Source organism: Pseudomonas sp. Marseille-Q7302 (assembly GCF_965111925.1).
This window is the reverse complement of sequence record NZ_CBCOPK010000001.1, coordinates 1,019,830-1,043,041: the sequence shown is the minus strand read 5'-3', so window position 1 is coordinate 1,043,041 and position 23,212 is coordinate 1,019,830. Positions and strand designations below refer to the sequence as shown.

The window sequence follows — 23,212 nt, the reverse complement described above, 5'->3', positions numbered from 1 at the left end:
CGACGCCTGCCGCATGCACCGCCTGCCCGCTCTGCTTCGCGCCGCTGCTCTCTGCGGCTGCCTGTTCGCCCTTCCCGCCGTGGCCCAGGATTCCGGGCCACCCGATGCGCAGCAGGTTCAGCAGAACCTGAATGGTCTGGCCGATCGCAAGCTGCCCGCTGCCGAGCAGAGCGCCGCCCAGGACAATCTGCAGCAGACGCTGAAGCTGCTCGATCAGCGGGATCAGTACGTCAAGCAGCTGGCCGATCTGCGCCAGCAATTGGCGCAGGCACCCCAGCAGACCAAGGATGCCCAGCGGCAACTGGCGCGGCTGCGCGCCGAGCCGATCAAGCCAGCCGAGCAACGCTATGCCGGCGCCACGCCCCAGGCTCTGGAACAGCGACTGAGCGAGACCAGCCTGGCGCTCAACAGCGTGCAGGATGACCTCAACGCGGCCAACAGCCTGGTGATCAATGCCCAGACCCGGCCCGAGCGCGCCCAGGTCGACATCGCCAACCTGCAGACCCGCCTGCAGCAGATCGCCGATCAACTCAAGAGCGGCCGCGAGAACGCCAAGCCCCTGACCGCGGAACGGCGCGGCCAATTGCTGGCGGAGCAGGCGGCTGCCAATGCCCAGGTCCAGCTGCTGCGCCAGGAGCTGGCCGGCAACAGTGTCCTGCAGGATCTGGGCGCCGTTCGCCGCGAACTCTTCACCGAGCAGGTCAAGCGTTACGAGCAGGAGACCCTGGACCTGCAGACGCTGATCAGTGGCAAGCGCCGCCAGCAGTCGGAAAAGACCCTGGCCGAGGCCTCCCGCGAGTCGCAGGAGACCGCCGGGGACGATGTGCTGTCCCAGGAGACCGGGCTCAACCTGCAGCTGTCCGACTACCTGCTGAGGGTCACCGACCGACTCAACGACCTCAACCGGCGCAATCTCGAGTCCCGCCAGCAGCTGGACCAGCTCAAGCAAACCTCCGAGAACATGGAACAGCAGATCGGCGTGCTCAAGGGCAGCGTACTGTTGTCCAAGCTGCTCTACCAGCAGCGCGCGGCCCTGCCTTCGGTCAAGGTCAACAAAGACCTCACCGACGACATCGCCGACCTGCGCCTCTACCAGTTCGAACTCAATCAGCAACGCGCCCAGATTGCCAATCCGGAAGGCTACGTCGCCACCCTGCTGGCCCAGCAGCCGCCGGAAAAGGCCACACCACAACTGCGCCAACAGCTGCTCGAATTGCTCCGGACCCGTACCGAACTGCAGGAGCGCCTCAACACCGAACTCAATGCGCTGCTCAGCGAGTCCATCGATCTGCAACTGAACCAGCGGCAGTTGCAGGGCACCATCAGCAGCCTGCGCAGCACCCTCGACGAGCAGATGTTCTGGATTCCCAGCAACAAGCCGCTGGACTGGAACTGGGTGAAGACCGCGCCGGGCAAGCTGATGCAGCAGCTGCGCGACGTTCCCTGGGCTTCCAGCGTCCATGAACTCTATGTCGGCCTGGCCGAGCGGCCGCTGCTGCTGCTGCCGCTGGTGCTGGCCTTCGCCACCCTGATCTGGCAGCGCCCGCGGCTCTATGCACAGGTCAACAAGCTCAATCAGGACATCGGCCACTATCAGCGCGACAGCCAGCTGCACACGCCCCAGGCCATCCTGCTCACCATCCTGCTGGGCCTGCCGGCGAGCCTGGTGCTCTGGCTGGGCGGGGTGACCCTGGAAGGTGACCAACGCGGGGTCAACGCCGCCATCGGCGCGGCGCTGCTGGAGATCGCCGCTGGCTGGCTGGTGTTCTATACGGTGTATCGCCTGCTGGCCTCCGGCGGCGTGGCCGAAACCCACTTCCGCTGGGCCCGCCCCCAGGCACAGTCCCTGCGCCGGCTGGTCAGGCGCGTGGGGTTGCTGGCCCTGGCACTCATGGCGGTGGTGGCCATCGCCGAGCGCCAGCTGGCGGGGCTGGCCGACGACGTCCTGGGCATTCTCATCGTCCTCGTCGCCTATGCCAGCCTGGCCTGGATGCTGGGTCGCTCCCTGCTCAATACCACGGCTCGCGAGCGCCTGCCCTTCTTCCGCCTGCTGCTCGGCCTGATGATCACCGCCATCCCAGCCGTGCTGTTCTTCGCCGTGCTGTTCGGCTACTACTACACCGCGCTCAAGCTCACTGACCGCCTGGTGGACACCCTCTATGTGCTGATGGCCTGGATCATCCTCGAAGCGACCCTGGCCCGTGGCCTGAGCGTGGCCGCACGGCGCCTGGCCTACCAACGCGCCATCCAGAAGCGCCAGGCGCAGCAGGAGGACGCCGAAGGCCTGGAGGTGGTGCAGGAGCCGACCCTGGACATGGAGCAGGTCAACCAGCAGTCCTCGCGCCTGCTGCGCCTGACCCTGCTGCTGGCCTTCCTCGGCGTGCTCTACCTGGTCTGGGCCGACGTGGTGGCGGTGTTCTCCTACCTCGACAACGTCACCCTCTACCAGTACACCAGCGGTACCGGCGCCGCCGCCACCCAGGTGCCCCTGACGCTGCGGGTGTTCATCATCGCCCTGGTGATCGCCGGTCTCACCGTCGCCCTGGCGCGCAACCTGCCCGGTCTGCTGGAGGTGCTGGTGCTCTCGCGCCTGAACCTGGCCCAGGGCAGCGCCTACGCCACCACCACCCTGCTGTCCTATGTGATCGTCGGCTTTGGCACCGTTACCACCCTGGCGACCCTCGGGGTGAGCTGGGACAAGCTGCAGTGGCTGGCCACGGCCCTCTCGGTCGGTCTGGGTTTCGGCTTGCAGGAGATCTTCGGTAACTTCATCTCCGGCCTGATCATTCTCTTCGAGCGCCCGGTACGCGTCGGCGACCTCATCACCATCGGCAACGTGACCGGTACGGTAAACAAGATCCGAATCCGCGCCACCCACATCACCGACGCCGATCGCAAGTCGGTAGTGGTACCGAACAAGACCTTCGTCACCAGCCAGCTGATCAACTGGACGCTGACCGACACCGTCACCCGCATCGTGCTGACCTTCGGCGTCAATCGCGGCAGCGACCTGGCCGAGGCGCAGCGCCTCATCATGCAGGCGGTGAAGGAGAATCCGCGGGTACTGCACGACCCCGAGCCCTCGCTGTACGTTACCCACTATGGCGCCAGCACCCTGGACCACGAATTGCGCATCTATGTGCGCGAACTGGGCGATCGCAGCGCCGCCACCGATGAGCTGATCCGCCGGGTCGACCAGCTGTTGCGCGAGGCCGGCATCAACCTGCTGTCCACGCCGCAAATGGAGATCACCCTGAAGAATCGTCACGGCGCGGAGAAACAACTGGGCAAAAAGCCTCTCCTACCTGAAGGGGATGCCCAGCAGGAGGCCGAGGATCCCAAGCCATCCAAGGCCTGACGGCCCCTGCACGGACATCTCGGGACACCCATGAAACAGCTGCTAGACCTGACCTTCGACAACAGATTCGCCCGCCTGGGCGATGACTTCTCCACCCGCATCGATCCCCGGCCGCTGGACGATCCGCGGCTGGTGGTCGCCTCGCCCACGGCCCTGGCCTTGCTGGACCTGGATCCAGCGGTGGCCGAGACGCCCGAGTTCACCCAGGTGTTCGCTGGCGCCCAGCTCTGGGACAGCGCCGAACCCCGCGCCATGGTCTATTCCGGCCACCAGTTCGGTTCCTACAACCCGCGCCTGGGCGACGGTCGCGGCCTGCTGCTGGGCGAAGTGGTGAACGCGCGTGGCGAGCACTGGGACCTGCACCTCAAGGGCGCCGGCCTCACGCCCTTTTCGCGCATGGGCGACGGCCGCGCCGTGCTGCGCTCGTCGATCCGCGAATTCCTGGCGTCGGAAGCCCTGCACGCCCTGCAGATCCCGACGACCCGCGCCCTCTGCGTGATCGGCTCCTCCACCCAGGTGGTGCGCGAGCGGTTGGAAACCGGCGCCACCCTGCTGCGCATGGCCCCCAGCCACGTGCGCTTCGGCCACTTCGAGTACTTCTACTACACCCGCCAGCATCAGTTGCTGGAACAACTGGGCGAGCATGTCCTGGCCGCGCACTTCCCCGAACTGCTAGCCACCCCCGAGCCCTGGGCGGCGATGTTCCGCGAGGTGGTCGAACGCAACGCCCGGCTGATCGCCCATTGGCAGGCCTATGGCTTCTGCCATGGGGTGATGAACACCGACAACTTCTCGATCCTGGGCCTCACTTTCGACTTCGGCCCCTTCGCCTTCCTCGACGACTTCGACGCCCAGTTCATCTGCAACCATTCCGATCACACCGGGCGCTACTCCTATAGCAACCAGGTGCCCATCGCCCACTGGAATCTGGCGGCCCTGGCCCAGGCGCTGACGCCCAAGGTGGCGGTTGAGACGCTGCAGGAGAGCATCGCGCTCTTCCTGCCGTTGTATCAGGCGCACTACCTGGATCTGATGCGCCGCCGCCTGGGCCTGCAGGAAGGCCGGGAGGAAGACCAGGAGCTGGTCGAACGTCTGCTCGCCCTGATGCAGCAGGGCGGTGTGGACTATCACCTGTTCTTCCGCCACCTGGGCGAAGACGAACCTGCCGCCGCCCTCGCCCGGGTGCGCGAAGACTTCATCGACCTGCGTGGCTTCGACGACTGGAGCCAGGCCTATCGCGCCCGGCTGGACGCCGAAGGCGGCACGACGGCGGAGCGGACTGCCCGCATGAACGCGGTCAATCCGCTGTACGTGCTGCGCAACTACCTGGCGCAGCAGGCCATCGAGAAAGCCGAAGCGGGAGACTACAGCGAGGTGCGGCTGCTGCACGAGGTGCTGTCGCGCCCCTTCGAGGCCCAGCCAGGACGCGAGCGCTTCGCCCAGCGGCCACCGGACTGGGGCAAGCACCTGGAAATCAGCTGCTCGTCTTGAAGTCCGGCTCCAGCCAGGCGCCGTGCCTCAGGCGCCGTTGACCTGGAAGACGTGCCGCAGATAGTGCAGGAAGTCCGGCTCGCCGCCCTGGGCCTTGCCCGGGGCATCGGAGATCTTCGCCACCGGCTGACCATTGCAGCGGCTCATCTTGAGCACCATGTTCATCGGCTGCACCCCGGGGATGTCACAGGTGAAATGGGTGCCGATGCCAAAGCTCACGTTGATCCGCTCGCGCAGGGCGCGAAACAGGGCGAGGGCCTTTTCCAGATTGAGTGAATCGGAGAACACCAGGGTCTTGGTCAAGGGATCTATGCCCAGCTGCTGGTAGTGGGCGATGGCCTTTTCCGCCCACTGCAGAGGATCGCCGCTGTCGTGGCGCAGGCCGTCGAACAGCTTGGCGAAGTAGAGATCGAAATCGCGCAGAAAGGCTTCCATGGTGATGGTATCGGTCAGAGCGATGCCAAGCTGACCGCGATACTCGCGCACCCAGCAATCAAGGGCGGCGATCTGGCTGTCGATCAGGCGCGGCCCCAGTTGCTGGTGCGCCATCAGCCATTCATGAGCCATGGTCCCCAGGGGCGCCACGCCCAGCTTCCACGCCAGGTGGACGTTGCTGGTGCCAACGAAGCGCCCGGGAAAGTCGTCCCTCAGGCTGCGCACTACCATTTCCTGTACGCCATAGGAGAAACGCCGCCGGGTACCGAAGTCGGCCATCTTGAATTCGGCCAACTCGTCGGCGCCCGCCTCCCGTGCCAGCCAGTCGAACTTGCGATAGAGCTGATCCTGGGCCACCTGCAGCGGCAGGTCGGCATGGCGCTGGCGATTGCGCACCTCGCTGATCAGCGCCAGGATCGGCACTTCGAACAGGATCAGGTGCAGCCAGGGGCCTTTCAGGGTCAGGGTGAAGCGCCCTTCTTCTTCCCCCAGGAATACATAGGAGGGATTGAAACGAAACAGCCGCAGGAAGCGGATGAAGTCGGGCGTGATGAAGGGGATGCGCTCAAGAAAGGCCAGCTGGCTGTCGCTGATGGCGACATCGGCGAGGGCATCGATCTCGGCCTGGATAGCCGCATGATAGGGCCGCAGGTCTTCGTCGTTGCGGCAGCGGAAGGCCCACTCGACTTCCGCATTGGGATAGTTGTGCAGGACGGCCTGCATCATGGTGAGCTTGTAGAAATCGGTGTCCAGCAGGCTTTGCACGGCCTGCTCGGAAAAACTATCGGCCATCATTGGCGGGGCTCGGCAGCTAATTGGTCAATCGACAGCATGCCGAACTTGCCAGACAAGCGAAAGGCGCTTGACCGCCTGGGGGCCTAGCGGTTGTGCGTCTGGGTCATGCCGAAGAGGAACAGCAGCAGATCCTGGCTACCGGTGCTGGAGGTAGTGAGGGTGCGAGCAACTGGCGTCTGACAATATTCCAGGCCTTCGCTACCCACGACCACGGCCGCCGGTCGCAACCAGCTCGCATAGGCCAACGTAGTGACCCCACAGAAGGCCGCCACCAGCAAACCTCGAGTAATTTGTGAAGTCATGGCTCCAACCCTCTGATTTTCCGTCCCAGCGCTTGGTGGTAACCGTAGAGCAGAGTTCGCCATTGCGCAGCGTTCCACGACGAATGGCGACGTAATTGCAGCATATCCCGACGAGCGGCCGTGTCTAGTGACAATCGCTGCCGGCATTTCTCCAGATCGAGCAGTGCCACGGCGAACTCCCGGCCTTCAGGGCCGGGCCGCTCGGCTACGAAGATATGCTTGGGATAGAGGCAACCATGCTGCCAGCGGTGCCGGTGCATGCGCGCCAGCACCTCGCCCAGGGTAGTCAGGAAGCGCTCGTGTTCGGCCTCGCTGAGCTGCTGGCCAGCGCCTTCGGCATACCAGTGATCGAGATCCTGATAGCCTTCCAGAGCGGCGCTCACCAATAGCGCGCGCCAGCCGCCCTGAGCATGCTGGGCATCGCAGAACAGCAATTCGGGGACTTGGATGCCCAGGTCGCGAAAGGCGATCAGCGCATCGCGCTCACGCAGGGCGGTAGGACGCCCCAGCGGATGGCGCAAGCTGCGATAGAGATGGCCGACCTGGCGCTTGACGTAAGCCAGAGTCCCGTCGGGCAGCTGCAGGCGCTGCACGCCGCTTTCTCCGCCACGACGCACGTTGGGGGCTTCCACCCAGTCACCCGCGGTGTTCCACCAACGATCGAAACCCTGTTCGCCTTGCGTCACGACGCCCATCAGCTGCCTCTCTTATTCTGAATAACCTCAATTGGCCTTGCGCAGGACGTAGACCCGCCACATGGCATAGCCCGGCAGGAAATCCAGGGCCCGGTCGACGACAAAGCCGGCCTGGGCGACTTCTGCCTCGAACTGGCTGCGCTCGACGATGAATCTGTTCTGGTAACCGCCACGATCGCGGCCCTGGGCCTGCCGACGGCGCTCAAGCGCCTGGCGGCGCCAGGCCTTGAAGTTGCCGTCTACCCATAGCGACAGAATGACGCTGTCGCGGGTCACCCGGTGAAACTCCTGCAGCAGCGCCAGACGGTCCGCTGATTCGCCCACATGGTGAAACAAACGCATACAGAAAATGCAATCTACAGAATTGTCGGACAGGTCGATAGCGAAAGCCGACGTCTGCAGCGCCTTTACCCGGGCCACGACCTCCGGAGGTTGCTGTTCACGGGCGGTGGCCAGCATGTTTTCCGAATAGTCGGCGCCAATGATCACGCGATTGCGCTTTTCTGCCAGCAGGGGCCAGAAGCGCCCGGCGCCGCTGGGCAGATCCAGCACCAGGTTGGGTTGGCCGGCGATGCTCAGGGCCTGGCGTGCCAGTTGCTGGTCACGCCAGTTGGACAGGCGGCGAGCCAGGCCATCCTGATGCTTCAGGAAGTACTGGCGGGCGTGGTCGGCATCGTACTTTTGCGAAAAAGGCAGGTCGATGGGCGCTTTCACGGCGGTGACTCCTGGAGAGTAAAGAGATGGCGCTACCCTACCCAGGCCGCTGTCAAACACCGGTCAAGCCTTTGTGAAAATTCTGTAATGCTAGGCCGCTATCCTGTCAGTGCCGAGAGAAATCTGGAAGCGGCACCCGCCCACGTCGCTGTCGCCCAACGCCACGCTCCAGCCCTGCAGCTGACAGATTCGCCGGACCAGCGACAGACCCAGCCCCAGGCCCTCGCCACGCCCCCCAGCGCCGCGCACAAAGGGCTGGAACATCGCCTCGCGCTGCTCTTCGGGAATGCCGATCCCACTGTCTTCGACCACGAAGCCCGTAGGTCCGACCTGGAGGGCGATATAGCCGTGCTCGGTGTAGTGCAGTGCATTGCGCAACAGATTGCTCATCACCGAGCGCAGGAAGGGCTCGTGCCAGAGATAGCGATCGGCCTCCGGCGCGACGCTCAGGCGCCATTGCAGACCCTTGGCCTCCACCAGCGCCTGCCACTCCGCCGTCTGCCGGCGCGCCACCGCGGCCAGGCTGGCACGCGGCGCCTGGGTGTCGTTGTCGCCCTGGTTACGCGCGAGCGCCAGGAAGGTCTGTACCAGTTCCTGCATCTCCTGCCCGGCGCGGGTCATGCGCTCCAGTGGCCCCGTCGCTCGGGGGGGCAGATCGGGGGTAGCGGCCAGCAGTTCGCAAGAAGACTGGATCACCATCAGCGGGGTGCGCAATTCGTGACTGACATCGCTGGTGAACAGCTGCTCCCGTGCCAGGGCGGCACGCAGGCGGTCGAAGGCATCATCGAAGGCGGCGGCCAGCTCGCCCACTTCGTCCTTGGCGTAGTCCGGCGCCAGCGGTGGGGTGACGTCGAGAATCTGGTCGCGGCGGCGCACCTGACGAGCAAGGCGCACCACCGGGGCGATCACTCGCCGCGCCAGGGCCCAGCCGAGTAGCCAGGCCAGCGCCACGCTGATCAGGAAACCCACCAGCACCACCTTGTAGAGCAGTCGCTCACGCGCCTCGAAATCGCTCTGGTTCTGCAGCAGGACGAAGTGATTGCCCTCCAGCTCCGCCACATAGGCATAGAAATACTGCTGGTCTTCTTGCACCTCGCTGAAGCCTGGCGGCAGATCGCGCAGGTGGTCGGGCAACTGCGCCGTCTCGGCGAGGGGCACGAAATACAGGCGCATATCCGGATCCAGCACCGGCTGGCCGCCCCGGCGCATGTCGCGTTGCACCATGCGCTCCAGCTCGTTGTGCAGATCGGTGGAGATCAGCCGCTCCTCGACGGTGTGCACCACCGCGACGATGCCCAGGGAAAACACGCCACCGACCAGAAAGGTCATCAGCACGAAGGCGATGACGATCCGGCGTGACAGGCTCAGGTGATATTCCATGGCTAATCCTGCTCGACCAACTTGTAGCCCACCCCATGGATGGTGCGCAGCAACGGTTGCTCGAAAGGCTTGTCGATCACCTGCCGCAATTGGTGGACATGGCTGCGCAGGCTGTCGCTGTCAGGGTAGTCCTCCCCCCAGACCGCCTCTTCCAGGACCTCGCGACGCACCACGTGGGGACTCTTCTGCATCAGCAGGGCGAGAATTTTCAAGCCGATGGGATTGAGCTTGAGCGACTTGCCGGCGCGACTCACCTCCAGGGTGTCCAGGTCGTAGCTGAGATCGGCGACCTGCAGCTGGCGACGGCCGCCACCCTTGGTCCGGCGCATCACCGCCTCGACGCGCGCGGCCAGTTCGGACAGGGCGAAGGGTTTGACCAGATAGTCGTCGGCCCCGGAGCGAAAGCCCTCCAGGCGGTCGTCGAGCTGGTCGCGCGCGGTGAGCATGATCACCGGGGTATCGCGGCGGGCATCCTGGCGCAGCCGCTGGCAGAGGGTGTAGCCGTCGATGCCGGGCAGCATGATGTCGAGGATGAGCAGATCATAATGCTCGGTCGCGGCCAGGTGCAGCCCGGACAGGCCGTCCTGGGCACAGTCCACGCTGTAGCCCTTGAGGCTGAGGTAATCCAGCAGGTTGCTGAGAATGTCGCGGTTGTCTTCCACCACCAGGATACGCATGTCGCTAACCTCTTCTGCGAGCTCTTCGGGCGCCCGCATGCTTGCTGTTGGGCACAGAGCCTAACCGCGTCCGCGGACCGCGACCAGCGCGCCGCCTGGATACTGACCACCAAAGGGTAGCCGCCAGGAAACGCCGGACACAAAAAACCCCGGCGTCCGTGAGAATCACCGGGGTTCGGGCTCGGCCCTGGGGCCGGAGCGACTCTTACATCATGCCGCCCATACCACCCATGCCGCCCATGTCGGGCATGGCCGGGGCTGCGTCGTCTTTCGGCAGCTCAGCCACGATGGCTTCGGTGGTGATCAGCAGACCAGCGATGGACGAAGCAGCCTGCAGCGCGCTGCGGGTTACCTTGGCCGGGTCGATGATGCCGAATTCCAGCATGTCGCCGTATTCGCCGGTAGCGGCGTTGTAGCCGTAGTTGCCGCTGCCCTGCTTGACCTTGTCCAACACGACGGAGGCTTCGTCGCCGGCGTTGGCCACGATCTGGCGCAGGGGGGCTTCAACAGCGCGGCGCAGGATGTTGATACCCGCGTTCTGCTCTTCGTTGATGCCTTTCAGATCCTTCAGCGCGTCCAGGGCACGGACCAGAGCGACACCGCCGCCAGGCACCACGCCTTCTTCCACAGCAGCGCGGGTAGCGTGCAGGGCGTCTTCGACGCGGGCTTTCTTCTCTTTCATCTCGACTTCGGTGGCAGCGCCAACCTTGATCACGGCAACACCGCCGGCCAGCTTGGCCAGACGCTCTTGCAGCTTCTCTTTGTCGTAGTCGGAAGAGGTTTCTTCGACCTGGGCACGGATCTGCTTGATACGGGCCTGGATGTCGACCTCGACGCCAGCGCCGTCGATGACGGTGGTGTTTTCCTTGTTCAGGACCACACGCTTGGCTTGACCCAGGTGCTCCAGGGTGGTGCTTTCCAGGCTCAGGCCGACTTCTTCGGAGATGACGGTGCCGCCGGTCAGGATGGCGATGTCCTGCAGCATGGCCTTGCGACGATCACCGAAGCCCGGAGCCTTGACGGCCGCGACCTTGACGATACCGCGCATGTTGTTGACCACCAGGGTGGCCAGGGCTTCGCCTTCGACGTCTTCGGCGACGATCAGCAGCGGACGACCGGCCTTGGCAACGGATTCCAGCACCGGCAGCAGTTCGCGGATGTTGGAGATCTTCTTGTCGACCAGCAGCAGCAGCGGGCTGTCCAGCTCGGCCGACATGGTGTCGGGCTTGTTGATGAAGTAGGGCGACAGGTAGCCACGGTCGAACTGCATGCCTTCGACGACGGACAGTTCGTTTTCCAGGCCCGAGCCTTCTTCGACGGTGATGACGCCTTCTTTACCAACCTTCTCCATGGCTTCGGCGATGATGTTGCCGATGCTGTCGTCGGAGTTGGCGGAGATGGTACCTACCTGGGCGATGGCCTTGCTGTCGGCGCAGGGCTTGGACAGGTTCTTCAGCTCGGCGACGACGGCCGCGGTGGCCTTGTCGATGCCGCGCTTCAGGTCCATCGGGTTCAGGCCAGCGGCCACGGACTTCAGGCCTTCGGTCACAATGGCCTGGGCCAGCACGGTGGCGGTGGTGGTGCCGTCACCGGCAGCGTCGTTGGCCTTGGAGGCCACATCTTTCACCAGCTGGGCGCCGATGTTCTCGATGCGATCCTTGAGCTCGATTTCCTTGGCGACGGAAACGCCGTCCTTGGTGATCAGGGGAGCACCGAAGCTACGCTCCAGAACTACGTTGCGGCCTTTCGGGCCCAGGGTAGCCTTGACAGCGTCGGCCAGGGTGTTGACACCGGTCAGCAGTTTCTTGCGCGCGGAGTCACCGAATTTGACGTCTTTTGCAGCCATGTTCTGTTTCCTCTAAGAAATTCGAAAAGTGAGTGGAGATCAGCCTTCGATGACGGCCAGGATTTCGGACTCGGCCATGACCAGCAGTTCTTCGCCATCGACCTTGATGGCGTTGCTGCCGGAATAGGGACCGAAAACCACCTTGTCACCCACTTTTACTGCCGGAGCACGGACATCACCGTTGTCCAGCACGCGTCCAGTGCCTACGGCAACCACTTCACCGCGGTTCGGCTTTTCGGCAGCCGAGCCCGGCAGCACGATGCCGCCAGCGGATTTGGTCTCTTCTTCGCTGCGACGGATCACAACGCGATCATGCAGAGGACGAAGCGCCATTGTCGTATCTCCCAAAGTTCTGAGTGTTTCCAGCGCCGATGACTGCATCGGCAGTTTGTTTTAACCGGCTGCGCCGGGTGCGCCCCATCCATGACAGAGCGCGAAACCTGCTCGCCTTGCGGCGACAACCTTGCGGTGTCCGCTACATGAGGTTGTCGCCAGGCATTTCAAGGGTGGACGGTAATTTTTTTAGCGCTTTTGCTCATCGCGGTGGACCACTTCACCCTCGATCACCTCGGGGCGATGAGAGGCGCCCTGACCGGGCCCCGGCTGATAGCCCTGGGCACCGGGATTGCGCCGGGTCACGCGGCCGATCACCGCGCCCAGCAGCGCCTTGCGAGTCACGGGCAGAAGGCAGACGAGCGCCAGGATGTCGCTGATGAAGCCCGGAAAGATCAGCAGGGCACCGGCGATCGCCAGGGTAAGGCCCTGGATGACCTCCTGCTCGGGCATCTGCCCCTGGGCCAGGCGCATGCGGATGCGCCAGAGGGTGGTGAAACCGGCGACGCGCAGCAGGGCGACGCCGACCAGAAAGCTCAGCAGCAGCAGGGCGAAGGTGGCGAGCACGCCGATTTCGCTGCCGATCTTGATGAGTACGGCCAGTTCCACAAAGGGGAACAGCAAGAAGAGTAAGGCGGTCACGCGCATCTCAGGTCCTTCACGGTGGAAACCGGTTGAAAGACAGGAGATGGAGGCGGCCACGTCGATTTCAAGGTGGGCATGTGGTGCCCCATAGAAATGCAAAGGCCGCGAAAATCGCGGCCTTGACGGGCTGGCAGGCACTTAGGGAAACATGACGTTACCAGGAGACGCCGACACCCGCGGTGTACTCGGTCTGGTTGACGTTGCCCTGGGCACCACTGGTGAGTTCCTTGGACGCCTTGAGGTTCAGCGATGCCCAGTTGGTCACCTTGTATCTCAGGCCGACATCACCGTCGAAGGTCAAGTTGGCGGTGTTGTCCAGCGGCCGACCCAGTTCACCGTTGGTGAAGAACTGGATGGTCTGTCCGTACAGATACCGGTTGTAGTCCCACTTCACGCTCGCCGACAGGAACTGGTCGGAGCCGCCGTCCGAGTACTCGTAGCGGTTGTGGTTGAGCAGGCCGGTCAGGGAGAAGGAGCCCAGCTCGTTATCCCAGAACTGGTAACCGGGACCGGTACCCAGGGTGCGCTGCTTGGCCAGATCCTGGATCCAGTCGCGCTTGTATTCCGCGCGGCCCTGCCAGAAGAATTTCTCATCGAAGAAGCGATCCAGGGCGTACTGCAAGCCGTACTTGCTGGTCGAGACCACGTCGTCGGTCTTGTAGCGGTCGTAGCTGCCGTTGGCGTTGTGCCGCCACATGCCGTGCCGGGCCTGGGTCTTGAAGTCGATATCGTACTTCTCGCTGTCCTGGGACGAGCTGATGTAGTCCAGGCCGGCGTCGATGTTGCCTTTCCAGGCGAAGTCGCGCAGGAAGGGACGCGGCGGCACGATCTGGGTGATGCTCGCCAGCGGCACGGTCTGCTGGCCGTCGGCGGTGCTGACCACTACCTGGCCGTCTTCGGCCGGCTTGAGGCTTTCCACCGGGAAATCGGGTTCGTACTTGCCGCGCTGGACGATGACGGGCTTGTCACGTTGCAGGGTCTTGATCTTGTCCCAGGACAGGGGAATGTTGCCGCCGTATTCGGTCTGCAGGAGCAGCTTCTTGCTGTCGAGCAGCTTGATGGTTCCGGTCAGGCGATCGCCATTCTTGAGCCAGACGGTGTCGGCATGGGCGAAGGAGGCGAGTGACAACAGCGCGAGCGAGGAAAGGAATCGAAAACGCATGGGCACCAGGACACCTTGGGTGGACTTGGGTGGAAAGGTAACGAAACGAGAGGAGCGCGATTATCCGGGTGCCAGAGGCCCGCGCAACTGTTACTGGGTAAAAGTTAGGCAAGTTTCCGGAAATACCGCCCAAAGGTCTGACGTCTTGTGAGAAAGCAGCAGCTCGACACGTTTCAGCACCACCGTAACCAAACTTTTCGGCACACTGGCACTCTCTCCCGGAGCAGCAGGGCATCATGACCACGTCCCCTCCCCCCGATCCTCGTCGCCAGGCGGTTTTCCAGGCGCTGGCCGCCATTCCTGCGGGGCGGGTGGTCAGCTATGGCCAACTGGCGGAGCTCGCCGGCCTGGGCCGAGGCGCACGCTGGGTGGGCTGGGTGCTGGGTCGGCTGCCGGAGGGCAGCGCCCTGCCCTGGCATCGCGTCATCGCCGCGGATGGCCGGCCGAGCCTGACCCGCGACAGCCCTTCCGGTCAGGCGCAGCGCGAGCGGTTGCGGGCCGAGGGCGTGCTGTTGCACGAGGACCGGGTGGACATGCGTCGGTACCGGTGGAATCCAGTTGAGAGTGTCGAGTAGAGTGCGCGTTTTTTCCGAGCCCAAGGGCATGTTTGCACGTTTCTGGCGCGAAGCCGTCACCACCTACAAATCCAAGGCCTGCCTGGCCCTGCTGCTGCTGGGTTTCGCTGCGGGCCTGCCAGCCATGCTGGTGTTTTCCACCCTCTCGGTCTGGTTGCGCGAAGCGGGGGTGAGTCGCGAGACCATCGGCTACGCCAGCTGGATCGGCCTGGCCTATGCCTTCAAGTGGGTGTGGTCGCCCATGCTCGATCTCTGGAAGCTGCCGTTGATCGGCAAGCTCGGCCGTCGACGCTCCTGGCTGGTGCTGTCGCAGATCCTGGTGGGCCTGGGGCTGGTTGGCATGGCGCTGTGCAATCCGCAGCAGCACCTGGAGCAACTGATCGCCCTGGCGGTCCTGGTGGCTTTCGCCTCGGCCACCCAGGACATCGCCGTGGACGCCTACCGCCTGGAGATCGCCGACGACGAGCGCCAGGCCGCCCTCGCCGCCTGCTACATGACCGGCTATCGCATCGCCGCCCTGCTGGCCAGCGCCGGCGCCCTGTTTCTCGCCGAGGAGCTGGGCTCGTCCCGCCTCGATTACAGCCAGAGCGCCTGGGCCACCACCTACATGCTGTTCGCCCTGCTGGTCCTGCCGGGACTGGTCACCAGCGTCCTGATTCGCGAGCCGGAGCCGGTCGCGCCCATGGCCATGGCGGAATCGCGCTTCGGCTTCAACCACCAGCTGGTGGCGGTGGCCCTGCTGCTGGTGATGCTGATCTCCATCCCGGCCGCCATCAATGCCGCCATCGCCCAGGCCTGGCCGCGCGCCCTGCTCTACAGCCTGTTCATCGTCGGCTGCCTGTCGCCCTGGGGCCGCTACTGCTCCAAGCCGCTGAGCGATCTCATGCGCCGCATGCGCGAGCCCCTGCGGCTGCGTGATGCGGCCAATGCCGAGGAATTGCCGCGCTTCGACTTCGTGCACCAGATGGTCTCGGTGATCCTGTTGATCGTGCTCATCGTGGCCGCCACTGGCGGTCTGTCCGCCCTGGCCGGCGGCTACTGGCCGCGCGGCCTGATGTACGGCCTGATCGTCTGGCTCTGCCTCACCGCCCCCGGACGCCGGCTGATGGCGCCGGTGCTGACGCCCATCACCGAGTTCATCCAGCGCTACCAATGGCAGGCGCTGCTGCTGCTTGGCCTGATCTCCACCTATCGCCTGTCGGACACGGTCATGGGCGTGATGGCCAGCGTCTTCTATATCGACGTGGGCTATAGCAAGGAAACCATCGCCGGCGTGAGCAAGATCTTCGGGGTGTTCATGACCCTGTTCGGCGCCGGGCTGGGTGGCGTGCTGATCACCCGGGTAGGGATTCTGCCGATCCTCTTCCTCGGCGGCGCCGCCTCGGCGCTGACCAACCTGCTGTTCGTGGTGATCGCTTCCACCGGCGCCAACGTGCCGCTGCTGATCGCCACCATCTGCGCCGACAACGTCAGCGGCGGCATGGCTACCTCTGCCTTTGTCGCCTACCTGTCGAGCCTGACCAACCTCAGGTTCTCGGCAACCCAGTACGCCATGCTCAGCTCGCTGATGCTGCTGTTGCCGCGCCTGCTGGGTGGCTATTCGGGTGCCATGGTGGAGCACGTCGGCTACAGCTCGTTCTTTTCGCTGACCGCGCTGATGGGGGTGCCGACGCTGCTCCTGATCGCGGTGCTCTGGCTGCGCCAGCGGCGCGATCCCGCCGTCATCAAGACCGGCGGGAACTGAGCGGGAAACTCAAGCGGCGGGGGTGGACTCGCCGCGCTCGTCGGCGACCGGAGCGGTGTTGGCGAAGTGCACCACCCGCTGCGGGAAGGGGATGCCGATGCCCACGGCGCCCAGGCGGTCGCGGACCTGCTCGTTGAGCATGAACATCATCGGCCAGTAGTCGCCGCTGGCGGTCCAGAAACGCAGCGACAGGGTGATGGCGCTGTCGCCCAGGGCCGATACCACCACCTCGGCAGCCGGATCCCGATGCACCCGCGGGTCTTCCGCCAGCGCCAGCAGCACCTCACGGCCCTTCTGCAGATCCGCCTCGTAATCCACACCGACATCGAAGATCACCTTGCGCTTGGGCTGGCGCGAATAGTTGGTGATGATCCCGTTGGACAGATTGCCGTTGGGAATGGTGACGGTCTTGTTGTCACCGGTCAGCAGGATGGTATGGAAGATCTGGATGGAATTCACCGTGCCGAGCACGCCCTGGGCCTCGATGAATTCACCGACGCGGAAGGGGCGGAAGGTCAGGATCAACACGCCGCCAGCGAAGTTCGACAGACTGCCTTGCAACGCCAGACCCACAGCCAGACCAGCCGCACCGATGATGGCGACAAAGGAGGTCGTGGCGATGCCGATCATGGACGCGGCGCTGACCGCCAGCAGGATCTTGAGGATGATGCTGACCAGGCTGCCAAGGAAACTCAGCAGCGCCGGATCGGCGCCATGGTGCGACGCCAGGCTGCTGACCTTGCTCGAGACCTTGTTGATCAGCCACCAGCCGATGGCCAGAGTCAGCAGCGCCAACAGTACCCGGCCGGAATACTGCAGGACGATGGGTAGCCAGCCCGCGGTCAGCGCCAGCAGGTGGTTGTATTGGTTTTCGATATCCAAACGGCGTCTCCTGTTACCTCTTCGATCAGATGTCGCCGCGCTCGGGGGCGACCCTAAAGGGAGTCAGCTCAATCACGGAAGTTCTGGTATTGCAGCGGCATGCCCAACGACTGGCCACGCAGCAGGGTGATGACCTCCTGCAATTCGTCGCGCTTCTTGCCGGTGACGCGCACCTGCTCGCCCTGGATGGCGGCCTGAACCTTTATCTTGCTGTCCTTGATCAGGGCGACGATCTTCTTCGCCAGCTCCTTGTCGATGCCCTCGCGCAGGGTGGTCTCCTGCTTCACGGTCTTGCCGGAGGCATAGGCATCCTTGACCTCCAGGCACTGGACGTCGATCTTGCGCTTGGCCAGGTTGACCTTGAGGATCTCCAGCATCTGCTCGAGCTGGAAGTCGGCATCGGCAGTGAGGGTCACGGTCAGGTCCTTGGCCTCGAAGCTGCCCTTGCCGCGCAAGTCGTAGCGACGATCAAGGTCCTTGATGGCGTTGTCGACGGCGTTGGTGACTTCGTGCTTGTCCAGCTCCGATACCACGTCGAAGGAAGGCATGGATTTTCTCCTCGGTTGCGATGGGGCAGCCTTGACGCTGCAGCCTGACCGACCATTATAACGACTGGCCTTCTTCTGCAGGAATCCGACCATGCCCCGCGAACCCATCCTGGAGTCACAGCTGTGAGCTGGCACGTGCTGGGCGCCGGCAGTCTCGGCGGACTCTGGGCAGCGCGCCTGTTCCGTGGCGGCGAACCGGTCCGCCTGATCCTGCGCGATCGCACCCGCCTGGCGCAGTATCGCGCCGGTGGCGGACTGCGCCTCACCGAAGGCGACACGACCAGTCTCTATCCGCTGCCCGCCGAAACGCCCGAGGCGGGCAATCCGATCCGCCGGTTGATCCTGGCCTGCAAGAGCTATGACGCCGAGGACGCCATCGCCAGTGTCGCCGCGCGCCTGGAACCGGAAGCCGAGGTCCTGCTCCTGCAGAATGGCCTGGGCAGTCAGGACGCCGTGGCAGCCCGCGTACCACGGGCGCGCTGCCTGAGGGCCAGCACCACCGAGGGCGCCTTTCGCGAGACCGACTTCCATGTGGTGGCGGCCGGCGCCGGCCAGATCTGGATCGGCGACCAGCTCGGCAGCCATACCCCGCCGGCCTGGCTGGACACCCTCACGCAGCTGGGTTTTCCGGTGCGCTGGACCGACGACATCGATGCCCGGCTGTGGCGCAAGCTGGCGATCAACTGCGCCATCAATCCGTTGACCGTGCTCCACGGCTGCCGCAACGGCGAACTGCGCCAGCATCTGGCGGAGGTGGCGGCGCTTTGCGACGAACTCACCGCCCTGCTGGATGCCATGGGACTCGCCCCGGCGGCCCAGGGACTGCAGCAGGAGGTCGAGGCGGTGATCACCGCCACGGCCCACAACAGATCCTCGATGCTGCAGGACGTGGAGCGCGGCCAGCGTACCGAGGTGAGTTACCTACTTGGCCATGCCCTGCCGATCGCCGGACGGCTGCGCCTGCCGGTGCCGCATCTGGCCGAGCTGCAGCAGCGGCTCCAGGCCAGGCTCGCGGAGCGCGGATTGCCCGAGAACTAGCTGCGGGCTACCCTGCCCGCTTCCCTGTTGCCGCGGCTGCCCCATGATCCTCGCCAAACGCCTGAAGAATCTCCCGGTCGGTCGCAAATTGCTGGCCGCCCTGCTGGTGATGATGATCGCGGTGCTGGTGGTGGCCAACGTGACCTTCATCAGCGCCGCCTACTGGATCTCCCAGGAAAGCGTGGCACCCCAGGCCCTGCAGACGCTTGGCCGGCTGTTCGCCAGCCCGGTACTCAGCCGCGAAGTGCTGGCCTCACCGGCGGCGGCCGAGGTGCAACTGCGGCAGCTGGAGGGCTATGCACCGCTGCGTCTGGCGGCCGTCTACGACAGCCAGGGCCAGCGCCTGGCCGAGTTGCACAACGGCGATCGCCTGCAGGTACCCGCGCGTTTCGAAGACCTGCAGACCTGGCGCCTGCGTGAATTCCGCACCAATCTGCTGGTGGAGCTGCCCCGTCCCGAAGGCGCACCCGGGCATCTCCTGCTGGTGGCCAGCAGCGAACTGCCAGGAGCCTTCTATCGCGGCACCCTCACCGCCAGCCTAGCGATCCTGACCTTCAGCATCCTGCTCTGGCTGGTGGTGGCGCGGCAGATCAAGCGGCTCATCACCCTGCCGATCCGCGAACTGGAAGAGCTGTCGCGCCAGGTGACCCGGGAGGAAAACTATTCGCTGCGCGCCAGCAAGGGCAGCGAGGACGAGCTGGGGCGCCTGGCGGAATCCTTCAACACCATGCTCGGCCGTATCCAGGGCCGCGAGCAGCAGCTCAAGCGCGCCCGCGACGACGCCCAGTACGCAGTGCTGCAGGCCCAGAGCCTGGCCGAGGAGACCCGGCGCTCCAACCGCAAGCTGGAACTGGAAGTACAGGTCCGCGGCAAGATCGAGAAGAAGCTCACCGGCTTCCAGAACTACCTCAACAGCATCATCGACTCCATGCCTTCGGCGCTGATCGCGGTGGACGAGCAGTTCTACGTCACCCAGTGGAACCAGGAGGCCACCCACCTCTCCGGCACCCAATTGGACGAAGCCCTGAACCAGCCGGTGTTTCTTGCCTTTCCCTCGCTCAAACCCTTCCTGCCGCAACTGAGCCGCACCGCCGAACTGCTGCGGGTGGAAAAGGTGGAACGGGTGACCTGGGCACTGACCGACACCCCGCGTCACTACACCCTCACCTTCTACCCGCTGATGGGCGGCGCCGGGCGCGGCGTGGTGATCCGCATCGACGACATCACCCAGCGCCTGAACATGGAAGAGATGATGGTGCAGTCGGAAAAGATGCTCTCGGTCGGTGGCCTGGCGGCCGGCATGGCCCACGAGATCAACAATCCCCTGGGCGCCATCCTGCACAACGTGCAGAACATCCGTCGGCGGCTGTCCCCGGAGCTGCCGAAGAATCTCGAACAGGCCGCCGAATCGGGCGTCGAGCTCAATGCGGTGAACTGCTACCTGGAGAGTCGCCAGATCCCGCGGCTGCTGGACGGCATCCACCAGGCCGGCAGCCGTGCGGCCAAGATCGTCAGCCACATGCTCGCCTTCAGCCGCCGCAGCAATCGCAAGATGGAAGCCAGTGAGCTGCCGCCGCTGATCGACCAGGCCATCGAGATCGCCGGCAACGACTTCGACCTGGCCGAGGGCTTCGACTTCCGCACCCTGTCCATCCTCCGCGAATTCGACCCCGCGCTGGGACCGGTGCCGGTGATCGCCAACGAGCTGGAGCAGGTGCTGCTCAACCTGCTGAAGAACGCCGCCCAGGCCATCCACCTGCGCGACGACGAGGAAGAAGGCGAATACGGCCGCATCACCTTGCGCACCCGGCTGCGTGGCGGCTGGGCCGAGATCCAGGTGGAGGACAATGGCATCGGCATCCCCGAGGACATCTGCAAGCGCATCTTCGAGCCCTTCTTCACCACCAAGGAAGTAGGCCAGGGCACCGGCCTGGGCCTGTCGGTGTCGTACTTCATCATCACCAACAACCACAAGGGGCAGATGGAGGTGCACTCCACGCCCGGCGTAGGGACCTGCTTCACCCTGCGCCTGCCCCTCGTCCAGGCCGATTTTGATTCCGTCTAAGACCTTGCCAGGAGCCGCGCCATGGGTTTTCGCCTCACCGAGATCTACACCCGCCAGGGCGACACCGGCGACACCGGCCTTGCCGACGGCAGCCGGGTCCCCAAGGACCATCCGCGCATCGAGGCCATCGGCGCGGTGGACGAACTCAACAGCGCCCTGGGGCTCTTGCTCGCCGAACTGGCCGAGGATGCGCGCCTCGCCGAGGTGAGCGAGGCCCTGGCGCCCTGCCAGCACCGACTGTTCGATCTCGGCGGTGAACTGGCCATGCCCAGCTATCGTGCCCTGCAACCGGTGGAGATCGAGCGCCTGGAAGGCGCCATCGATCACTGGAACACTGAGCTGGGCCCCCTGGAGAACTTCATCCTGCCCGGCGGCTCCCGCGCCGTGGCCCAGGCCCACGTCTGCCGCACCCTGGCGCGCAGCGCCGAGCGGCGCTGCCGTAGCCTGCATGCGGTAGAGCCGCTGGAGGGCCAGGGCCTGCCCTATCTCAATCGCCTGTCCGACCTGCTGTTCGTCGCGGCGCGCATCGTCGCCCGGCGCCAGGGGGTGAGCGAGGTGCTCTGGCAGGCCGCGCGGCCATGAGCGCGCCGGCTGCGCCAGCAGCGCCACCCGCGCGCCGCCACGAAGGCCTGCTCGCCCTCTGGGACGGCCTGATCCTGATCCTGGTTTGCGTGAACCTGGCACTGATCCTGTTCGACAGCCTCTATGCCCTGGGGCCGCTCAATCAGGCCCTGGCCGCCGTGCTGCCCGGCTTCCACGCCTTCTATGGCGAACGCATCCACGCCCACTTCACCCACATCGACCTGGTGTTCGTCGCCTTCTTCCTCACCGACGTGCTGCTCGGCTGGCTGGTGGCGGTGGTCGAGCGCCGTCACTCACGCTGGTACCACTACCCTTTCATCCACTGGTACGACGTACTTGGCTGTATTCCCCTCGGTGGCTTCCGCCTGCTGCGCGCCCTGCGCATCATCTCCCTGCTCCTGCGCCTGCAGCGCCTGGGCCTGATCGACATGCGCCACTGGCGGCCCTACCAGCTCTTCGACCATTACTACCAGTTGCTCATGGAGGATCTGTCGGACCGGGTGATGATCAAGATCTGCGGTGAGTTGCAGGACGAGCTGAACACCCGCGACGACTTTTCCCAGAGCGTGATCGATCGCGTCATCCGCCCACGCAAGCAGCGCTTGATCGACGGCATGGCGCAGCGCATCCAGGCGATGGTGGAACAGGGCTACAGCCAGAATCGCGCCACCCTGGAACGGCTGGTAGGGGACGTGGTGCAGCGCGCCCTTGACGAGAACCCCGACCTGGCCCGACTCAAGCGACTGCCCATGGGCGACCGGCTGGCCGACACCCTGGACGGGGTGCTTACCGACATCGTCAATGGGCTGGTGCGGGAGGCGGCGGCCAGCCTGCGTACCCGTGACTTCCGCGCCCTGGCCAGTCGCCTGGCCGATCACGGCTTCGATCAGAGCCTGCCCAGCGGCGCCCAGGACAATGCCCTGGACGAGGTGCTGGTGGAAATCCTCGAGGTCTTCAAGCAGAAGGTCCTGCAGCGCCGGCTCGCCCAACTCGATGGCGAGCTCTGGCCGCAGGAATGGCAGCGCAGCGAGATCGATCCGATCAACGCGCCCCGGCGCTGATCTGCTGCTGCAGATTCTGCACCTGGGTCTGCAGGGTGGTGATGTTGCGGGTGGTCTGCAGGCGGAAGGAGTCGAACTCCTTGCTGTCCGGCCCCACCGGGCGGGCGTCCAGCTCGCTGCGCAGCACCAGCAAGTCCTGCTGCATCTCACCCAGCGCCTGGCTCTGGGCGCTGGGCTTCTTCAGCGCGGCGATGTCGGCCTGCAACGCCTTGCTCTGTGCGCCGAGACTGGCGACCTGCTCGGCCAGGCTGCCGGTCTGGGCCAGGCCGTTCTTCAGCGCGGCCTGCTCCTCGGCCAGGGCCTTGAGACGGCTCTCCACCTCGCCGCTACCGCTCTGCACGGTCTGCACCGCGCTGGAGAGGTTTTGCAGACGGTTGTCCTGCGCCTGCTGGTTGTCCGTCACGCCCTGCTGCTGGCGAGTCAGCTCGGCGACCTTGGTCTGCAGCGTCTTGACCTGCAGCAGCAAGGCCTCGCGGCTGGTGGTGCCGGAGGATTCGCTCTCCACCAGCTTGCCGGAGATGTCTCTCAGCCGCCCCTGGGCGTCTTCGCTGATGCGCGCGAAGTTTTCCTGGGTGGCCACCACCTGTTCCTGCATCAGCACCAGCTGCTGATGGCTCCACCAGGCGACGCCGGCCAGCGCCAGGGTCAGGGCGGCGACCAGCACCCACAGCGGCGCGGTGGAAGGACCACGGCGCACCGGACGGGCGTGACCGGCAGCGGGTTCGCGATAGACCTCTTCGGCTTCGACCGGCCGACGACCACCGGGACGGCGATCGTCGCGCTCCGGCGTCAGACTCGGGACGTTATCCATTTCATCGAGAAGATCGTTGCGCATGGCAGACCTGTGAGCAAAGGCTGAAAGACGAAATCGCGGCCAGTATAAC

21 protein-coding genes are annotated in these 23,212 nt (G+C 64.9%); 8 read left to right on the top strand and 13 right to left on the bottom strand.

Annotated elements, in window-relative coordinates; all coding sequences use genetic code 11:
* The first annotated feature begins 13 nt into the window (after positions 1–13).
* Positions 14–3,358, top strand: coding sequence for a mechanosensitive channel MscK (gene mscK, locus ACWPW1_RS04910; RefSeq protein ID WP_454252461.1), 3,345 nt, complete (start codon positions 14–16; stop codon positions 3,356–3,358).
* Between the two features lie 30 nt (positions 3,359–3,388).
* Positions 3,389–4,849 (top strand): protein adenylyltransferase SelO, encoded by a 1,461-nt coding sequence (selO, locus tag ACWPW1_RS04905; RefSeq protein WP_454252460.1) that lies wholly within the window; start codon positions 3,389–3,391, stop codon positions 4,847–4,849.
* Between the two features lie 27 nt (positions 4,850–4,876).
* On the opposite strand, the gene pncB is transcribed toward selO, so the two are convergent.
* The 10 genes from pncB to ACWPW1_RS04855 form a co-directional block, all read right to left on the bottom strand.
* Positions 4,877–6,079, bottom strand: coding sequence for a nicotinate phosphoribosyltransferase (pncB, locus tag ACWPW1_RS04900; RefSeq protein ID WP_059313703.1), 1,203 nt, complete (start codon positions 6,077–6,079; stop codon positions 4,877–4,879).
* A gap of 83 nt (positions 6,080–6,162) precedes the next feature.
* Complete coding sequence (locus ACWPW1_RS04895) at positions 6,163–6,381, bottom strand: hypothetical protein (protein WP_271653972.1); 219 nt, start codon at positions 6,379–6,381, stop codon at positions 6,163–6,165.
* On the bottom strand, positions 6,378–7,076 hold the full coding sequence (locus ACWPW1_RS04890; protein WP_313647450.1) for a lipopolysaccharide kinase InaA family protein: 699 nt from the start codon (positions 7,074–7,076) through the stop codon (positions 6,378–6,380). Before ACWPW1_RS04890 ends, ACWPW1_RS04895 begins: the two co-directional genes overlap by 4 nt.
* Before the next feature lie 27 nt (positions 7,077–7,103).
* Positions 7,104–7,790: a class I SAM-dependent methyltransferase gene (locus tag ACWPW1_RS04885; protein WP_059313700.1), complete on the bottom strand. Its 687-nt coding sequence runs from the start codon at positions 7,788–7,790 to the stop codon at positions 7,104–7,106.
* 90 nt (positions 7,791–7,880) lie between these two features.
* Positions 7,881–9,170 carry an ATP-binding protein gene (locus ACWPW1_RS04880; RefSeq protein ID WP_434775839.1) on the bottom strand — a complete coding sequence of 430 codons (1,290 nt, stop codon included), beginning with the start codon at positions 9,168–9,170 and terminating at the stop codon, positions 7,881–7,883.
* Positions 9,171–9,172: 2 nt separating this feature from the next.
* Entirely contained in the window at positions 9,173–9,847 is a 675-nt protein-coding gene (locus ACWPW1_RS04875; RefSeq protein ID WP_434775838.1) for a response regulator, read from the bottom strand.
* A 205-nt stretch (positions 9,848–10,052) separates the two neighbouring features.
* Positions 10,053–11,693, bottom strand: coding sequence for a chaperonin GroEL (gene groL / locus ACWPW1_RS04870; RefSeq protein WP_059313697.1), 1,641 nt, complete (start codon positions 11,691–11,693; stop codon positions 10,053–10,055).
* A gap of 39 nt (positions 11,694–11,732) precedes the next feature.
* Positions 11,733–12,026 (bottom strand): co-chaperone GroES, encoded by a 294-nt coding sequence (locus tag ACWPW1_RS04865; RefSeq protein ID WP_007161933.1) that lies wholly within the window; start codon positions 12,024–12,026, stop codon positions 11,733–11,735.
* A 189-nt stretch (positions 12,027–12,215) separates the two neighbouring features.
* Positions 12,216–12,674 carry an FxsA family protein gene (locus ACWPW1_RS04860; protein ID WP_059313696.1) on the bottom strand — a complete coding sequence of 153 codons (459 nt, stop codon included), beginning with the start codon at positions 12,672–12,674 and terminating at the stop codon, positions 12,216–12,218.
* Positions 12,675–12,825: 151 nt separating this feature from the next.
* A complete protein-coding gene (locus tag ACWPW1_RS04855) occupies positions 12,826–13,833 on the bottom strand; it encodes a DUF481 domain-containing protein (protein WP_059313695.1) in 1,008 nt (335 codons plus the stop codon).
* Positions 13,834–14,069: 236 nt separating this feature from the next.
* Between ACWPW1_RS04855 and ACWPW1_RS04850 the strand changes: the two genes are divergently transcribed.
* Both ACWPW1_RS04850 and ACWPW1_RS04845 read left to right on the top strand, forming a co-directional pair.
* Complete coding sequence (locus tag ACWPW1_RS04850; protein WP_059313694.1) at positions 14,070–14,408, top strand: MGMT family protein; 339 nt, start codon at positions 14,070–14,072, stop codon at positions 14,406–14,408.
* 28 nt (positions 14,409–14,436) lie between these two features.
* On the top strand, positions 14,437–16,152 hold the full coding sequence (locus tag ACWPW1_RS04845; RefSeq protein ID WP_271653969.1) for an AmpG family muropeptide MFS transporter: 1,716 nt from the start codon (positions 14,437–14,439) through the stop codon (positions 16,150–16,152).
* Between the two features lie 9 nt (positions 16,153–16,161).
* On the opposite strand, the gene ACWPW1_RS04840 is transcribed toward ACWPW1_RS04845, so the two are convergent.
* A complete protein-coding gene (locus ACWPW1_RS04840) occupies positions 16,162–17,007 on the bottom strand; it encodes a mechanosensitive ion channel domain-containing protein (RefSeq protein ID WP_434776589.1) in 846 nt (281 codons plus the stop codon).
* 95 nt (positions 17,008–17,102) lie between these two features.
* Positions 17,103–17,582, bottom strand: coding sequence for a YajQ family cyclic di-GMP-binding protein (locus ACWPW1_RS04835; RefSeq protein ID WP_271653967.1), 480 nt, complete (start codon positions 17,580–17,582; stop codon positions 17,103–17,105).
* 123 nt (positions 17,583–17,705) lie between these two features.
* On the opposite strand from ACWPW1_RS04835, the gene ACWPW1_RS04830 reads away from it, so the two are divergent.
* From ACWPW1_RS04830 to ACWPW1_RS04815, 4 genes are read left to right on the top strand one after another with little or no spacing between them, the layout of a single operon-like run.
* Positions 17,706–18,620 (top strand): putative 2-dehydropantoate 2-reductase, encoded by a 915-nt coding sequence (locus tag ACWPW1_RS04830; RefSeq protein ID WP_434775836.1) that lies wholly within the window; start codon positions 17,706–17,708, stop codon positions 18,618–18,620.
* A gap of 43 nt (positions 18,621–18,663) precedes the next feature.
* A complete protein-coding gene (locus ACWPW1_RS04825; protein ID WP_059313690.1) occupies positions 18,664–20,685 on the top strand; it encodes a sensor histidine kinase in 2,022 nt (673 codons plus the stop codon).
* A 21-nt stretch (positions 20,686–20,706) separates the two neighbouring features.
* Positions 20,707–21,267, top strand: coding sequence for a cob(I)yrinic acid a,c-diamide adenosyltransferase (locus ACWPW1_RS04820; RefSeq protein ID WP_059313689.1), 561 nt, complete (start codon positions 20,707–20,709; stop codon positions 21,265–21,267).
* On the top strand, positions 21,264–22,328 hold the full coding sequence (locus tag ACWPW1_RS04815; protein WP_434775835.1) for an ion transporter: 1,065 nt from the start codon (positions 21,264–21,266) through the stop codon (positions 22,326–22,328). The genes ACWPW1_RS04820 and ACWPW1_RS04815 overlap by 4 nt, the downstream gene beginning before the upstream one ends.
* Here ACWPW1_RS04815 and ACWPW1_RS04810 read toward each other — a convergent pair.
* Positions 22,309–23,163, bottom strand: coding sequence for an ATPase (locus ACWPW1_RS04810; RefSeq protein ID WP_454252459.1), 855 nt, complete (start codon positions 23,161–23,163; stop codon positions 22,309–22,311). The genes ACWPW1_RS04815 and ACWPW1_RS04810 overlap by 20 nt on opposite strands.
* Positions 23,164–23,212 lie beyond the last annotated feature (49 nt).

What these genes read in the sequence shown, in the direction of transcription:
- mscK (WP_454252461.1), top strand. Translation starts at nt 14, where the DNA reads ATGCACCGCCTGCCCGCTCTGCTTCGCGCCGCTGCTCTCTGCGGCTGC.
- ACWPW1_RS04815 (WP_434775835.1), top strand. Translation starts at nt 21,264, where the DNA reads ATGAGCGCGCCGGCTGCGCCAGCAGCGCCACCCGCGCGCCGCCACGAA.
- ACWPW1_RS04825 (WP_059313690.1), top strand. Translation starts at nt 18,664, where the DNA reads ATGATCCTCGCCAAACGCCTGAAGAATCTCCCGGTCGGTCGCAAATTG.
- ACWPW1_RS04875 (WP_434775838.1), bottom strand. Translation starts at nt 9,847, where the DNA reads ATGCGTATCCTGGTGGTGGAAGACAACCGCGACATTCTCAGCAACCTG.
- ACWPW1_RS04895 (WP_271653972.1), bottom strand. Translation starts at nt 6,381, where the DNA reads ATGACTTCACAAATTACTCGAGGTTTGCTGGTGGCGGCCTTCTGTGGG.
- groL (WP_059313697.1), bottom strand. Translation starts at nt 11,693, where the DNA reads ATGGCTGCAAAAGACGTCAAATTCGGTGACTCCGCGCGCAAGAAACTG.
- ACWPW1_RS04810 (WP_454252459.1), bottom strand. Translation starts at nt 23,163, where the DNA reads ATGCGCAACGATCTTCTCGATGAAATGGATAACGTCCCGAGTCTGACG.
- pncB (WP_059313703.1), bottom strand. Translation starts at nt 6,079, where the DNA reads ATGATGGCCGATAGTTTTTCCGAGCAGGCCGTGCAAAGCCTGCTGGAC.
- ACWPW1_RS04860 (WP_059313696.1), bottom strand. Translation starts at nt 12,674, where the DNA reads ATGCGCGTGACCGCCTTACTCTTCTTGCTGTTCCCCTTTGTGGAACTG.
- ACWPW1_RS04850 (WP_059313694.1), top strand. Translation starts at nt 14,070, where the DNA reads ATGACCACGTCCCCTCCCCCCGATCCTCGTCGCCAGGCGGTTTTCCAG.
- ACWPW1_RS04835 (WP_271653967.1), bottom strand. Translation starts at nt 17,582, where the DNA reads ATGCCTTCCTTCGACGTGGTATCGGAGCTGGACAAGCACGAAGTCACC.
- ACWPW1_RS04865 (WP_007161933.1), bottom strand. Translation starts at nt 12,026, where the DNA reads ATGGCGCTTCGTCCTCTGCATGATCGCGTTGTGATCCGTCGCAGCGAA.
- ACWPW1_RS04880 (WP_434775839.1), bottom strand. Translation starts at nt 9,170, where the DNA reads ATGGAATATCACCTGAGCCTGTCACGCCGGATCGTCATCGCCTTCGTG.
- ACWPW1_RS04890 (WP_313647450.1), bottom strand. Translation starts at nt 7,076, where the DNA reads ATGGGCGTCGTGACGCAAGGCGAACAGGGTTTCGATCGTTGGTGGAAC.
- ACWPW1_RS04820 (WP_059313689.1), top strand. Translation starts at nt 20,707, where the DNA reads ATGGGTTTTCGCCTCACCGAGATCTACACCCGCCAGGGCGACACCGGC.
- ACWPW1_RS04845 (WP_271653969.1), top strand. Translation starts at nt 14,437, where the DNA reads ATGTTTGCACGTTTCTGGCGCGAAGCCGTCACCACCTACAAATCCAAG.
- ACWPW1_RS04855 (WP_059313695.1), bottom strand. Translation starts at nt 13,833, where the DNA reads ATGCGTTTTCGATTCCTTTCCTCGCTCGCGCTGTTGTCACTCGCCTCC.
- selO (WP_454252460.1), top strand. Translation starts at nt 3,389, where the DNA reads ATGAAACAGCTGCTAGACCTGACCTTCGACAACAGATTCGCCCGCCTG.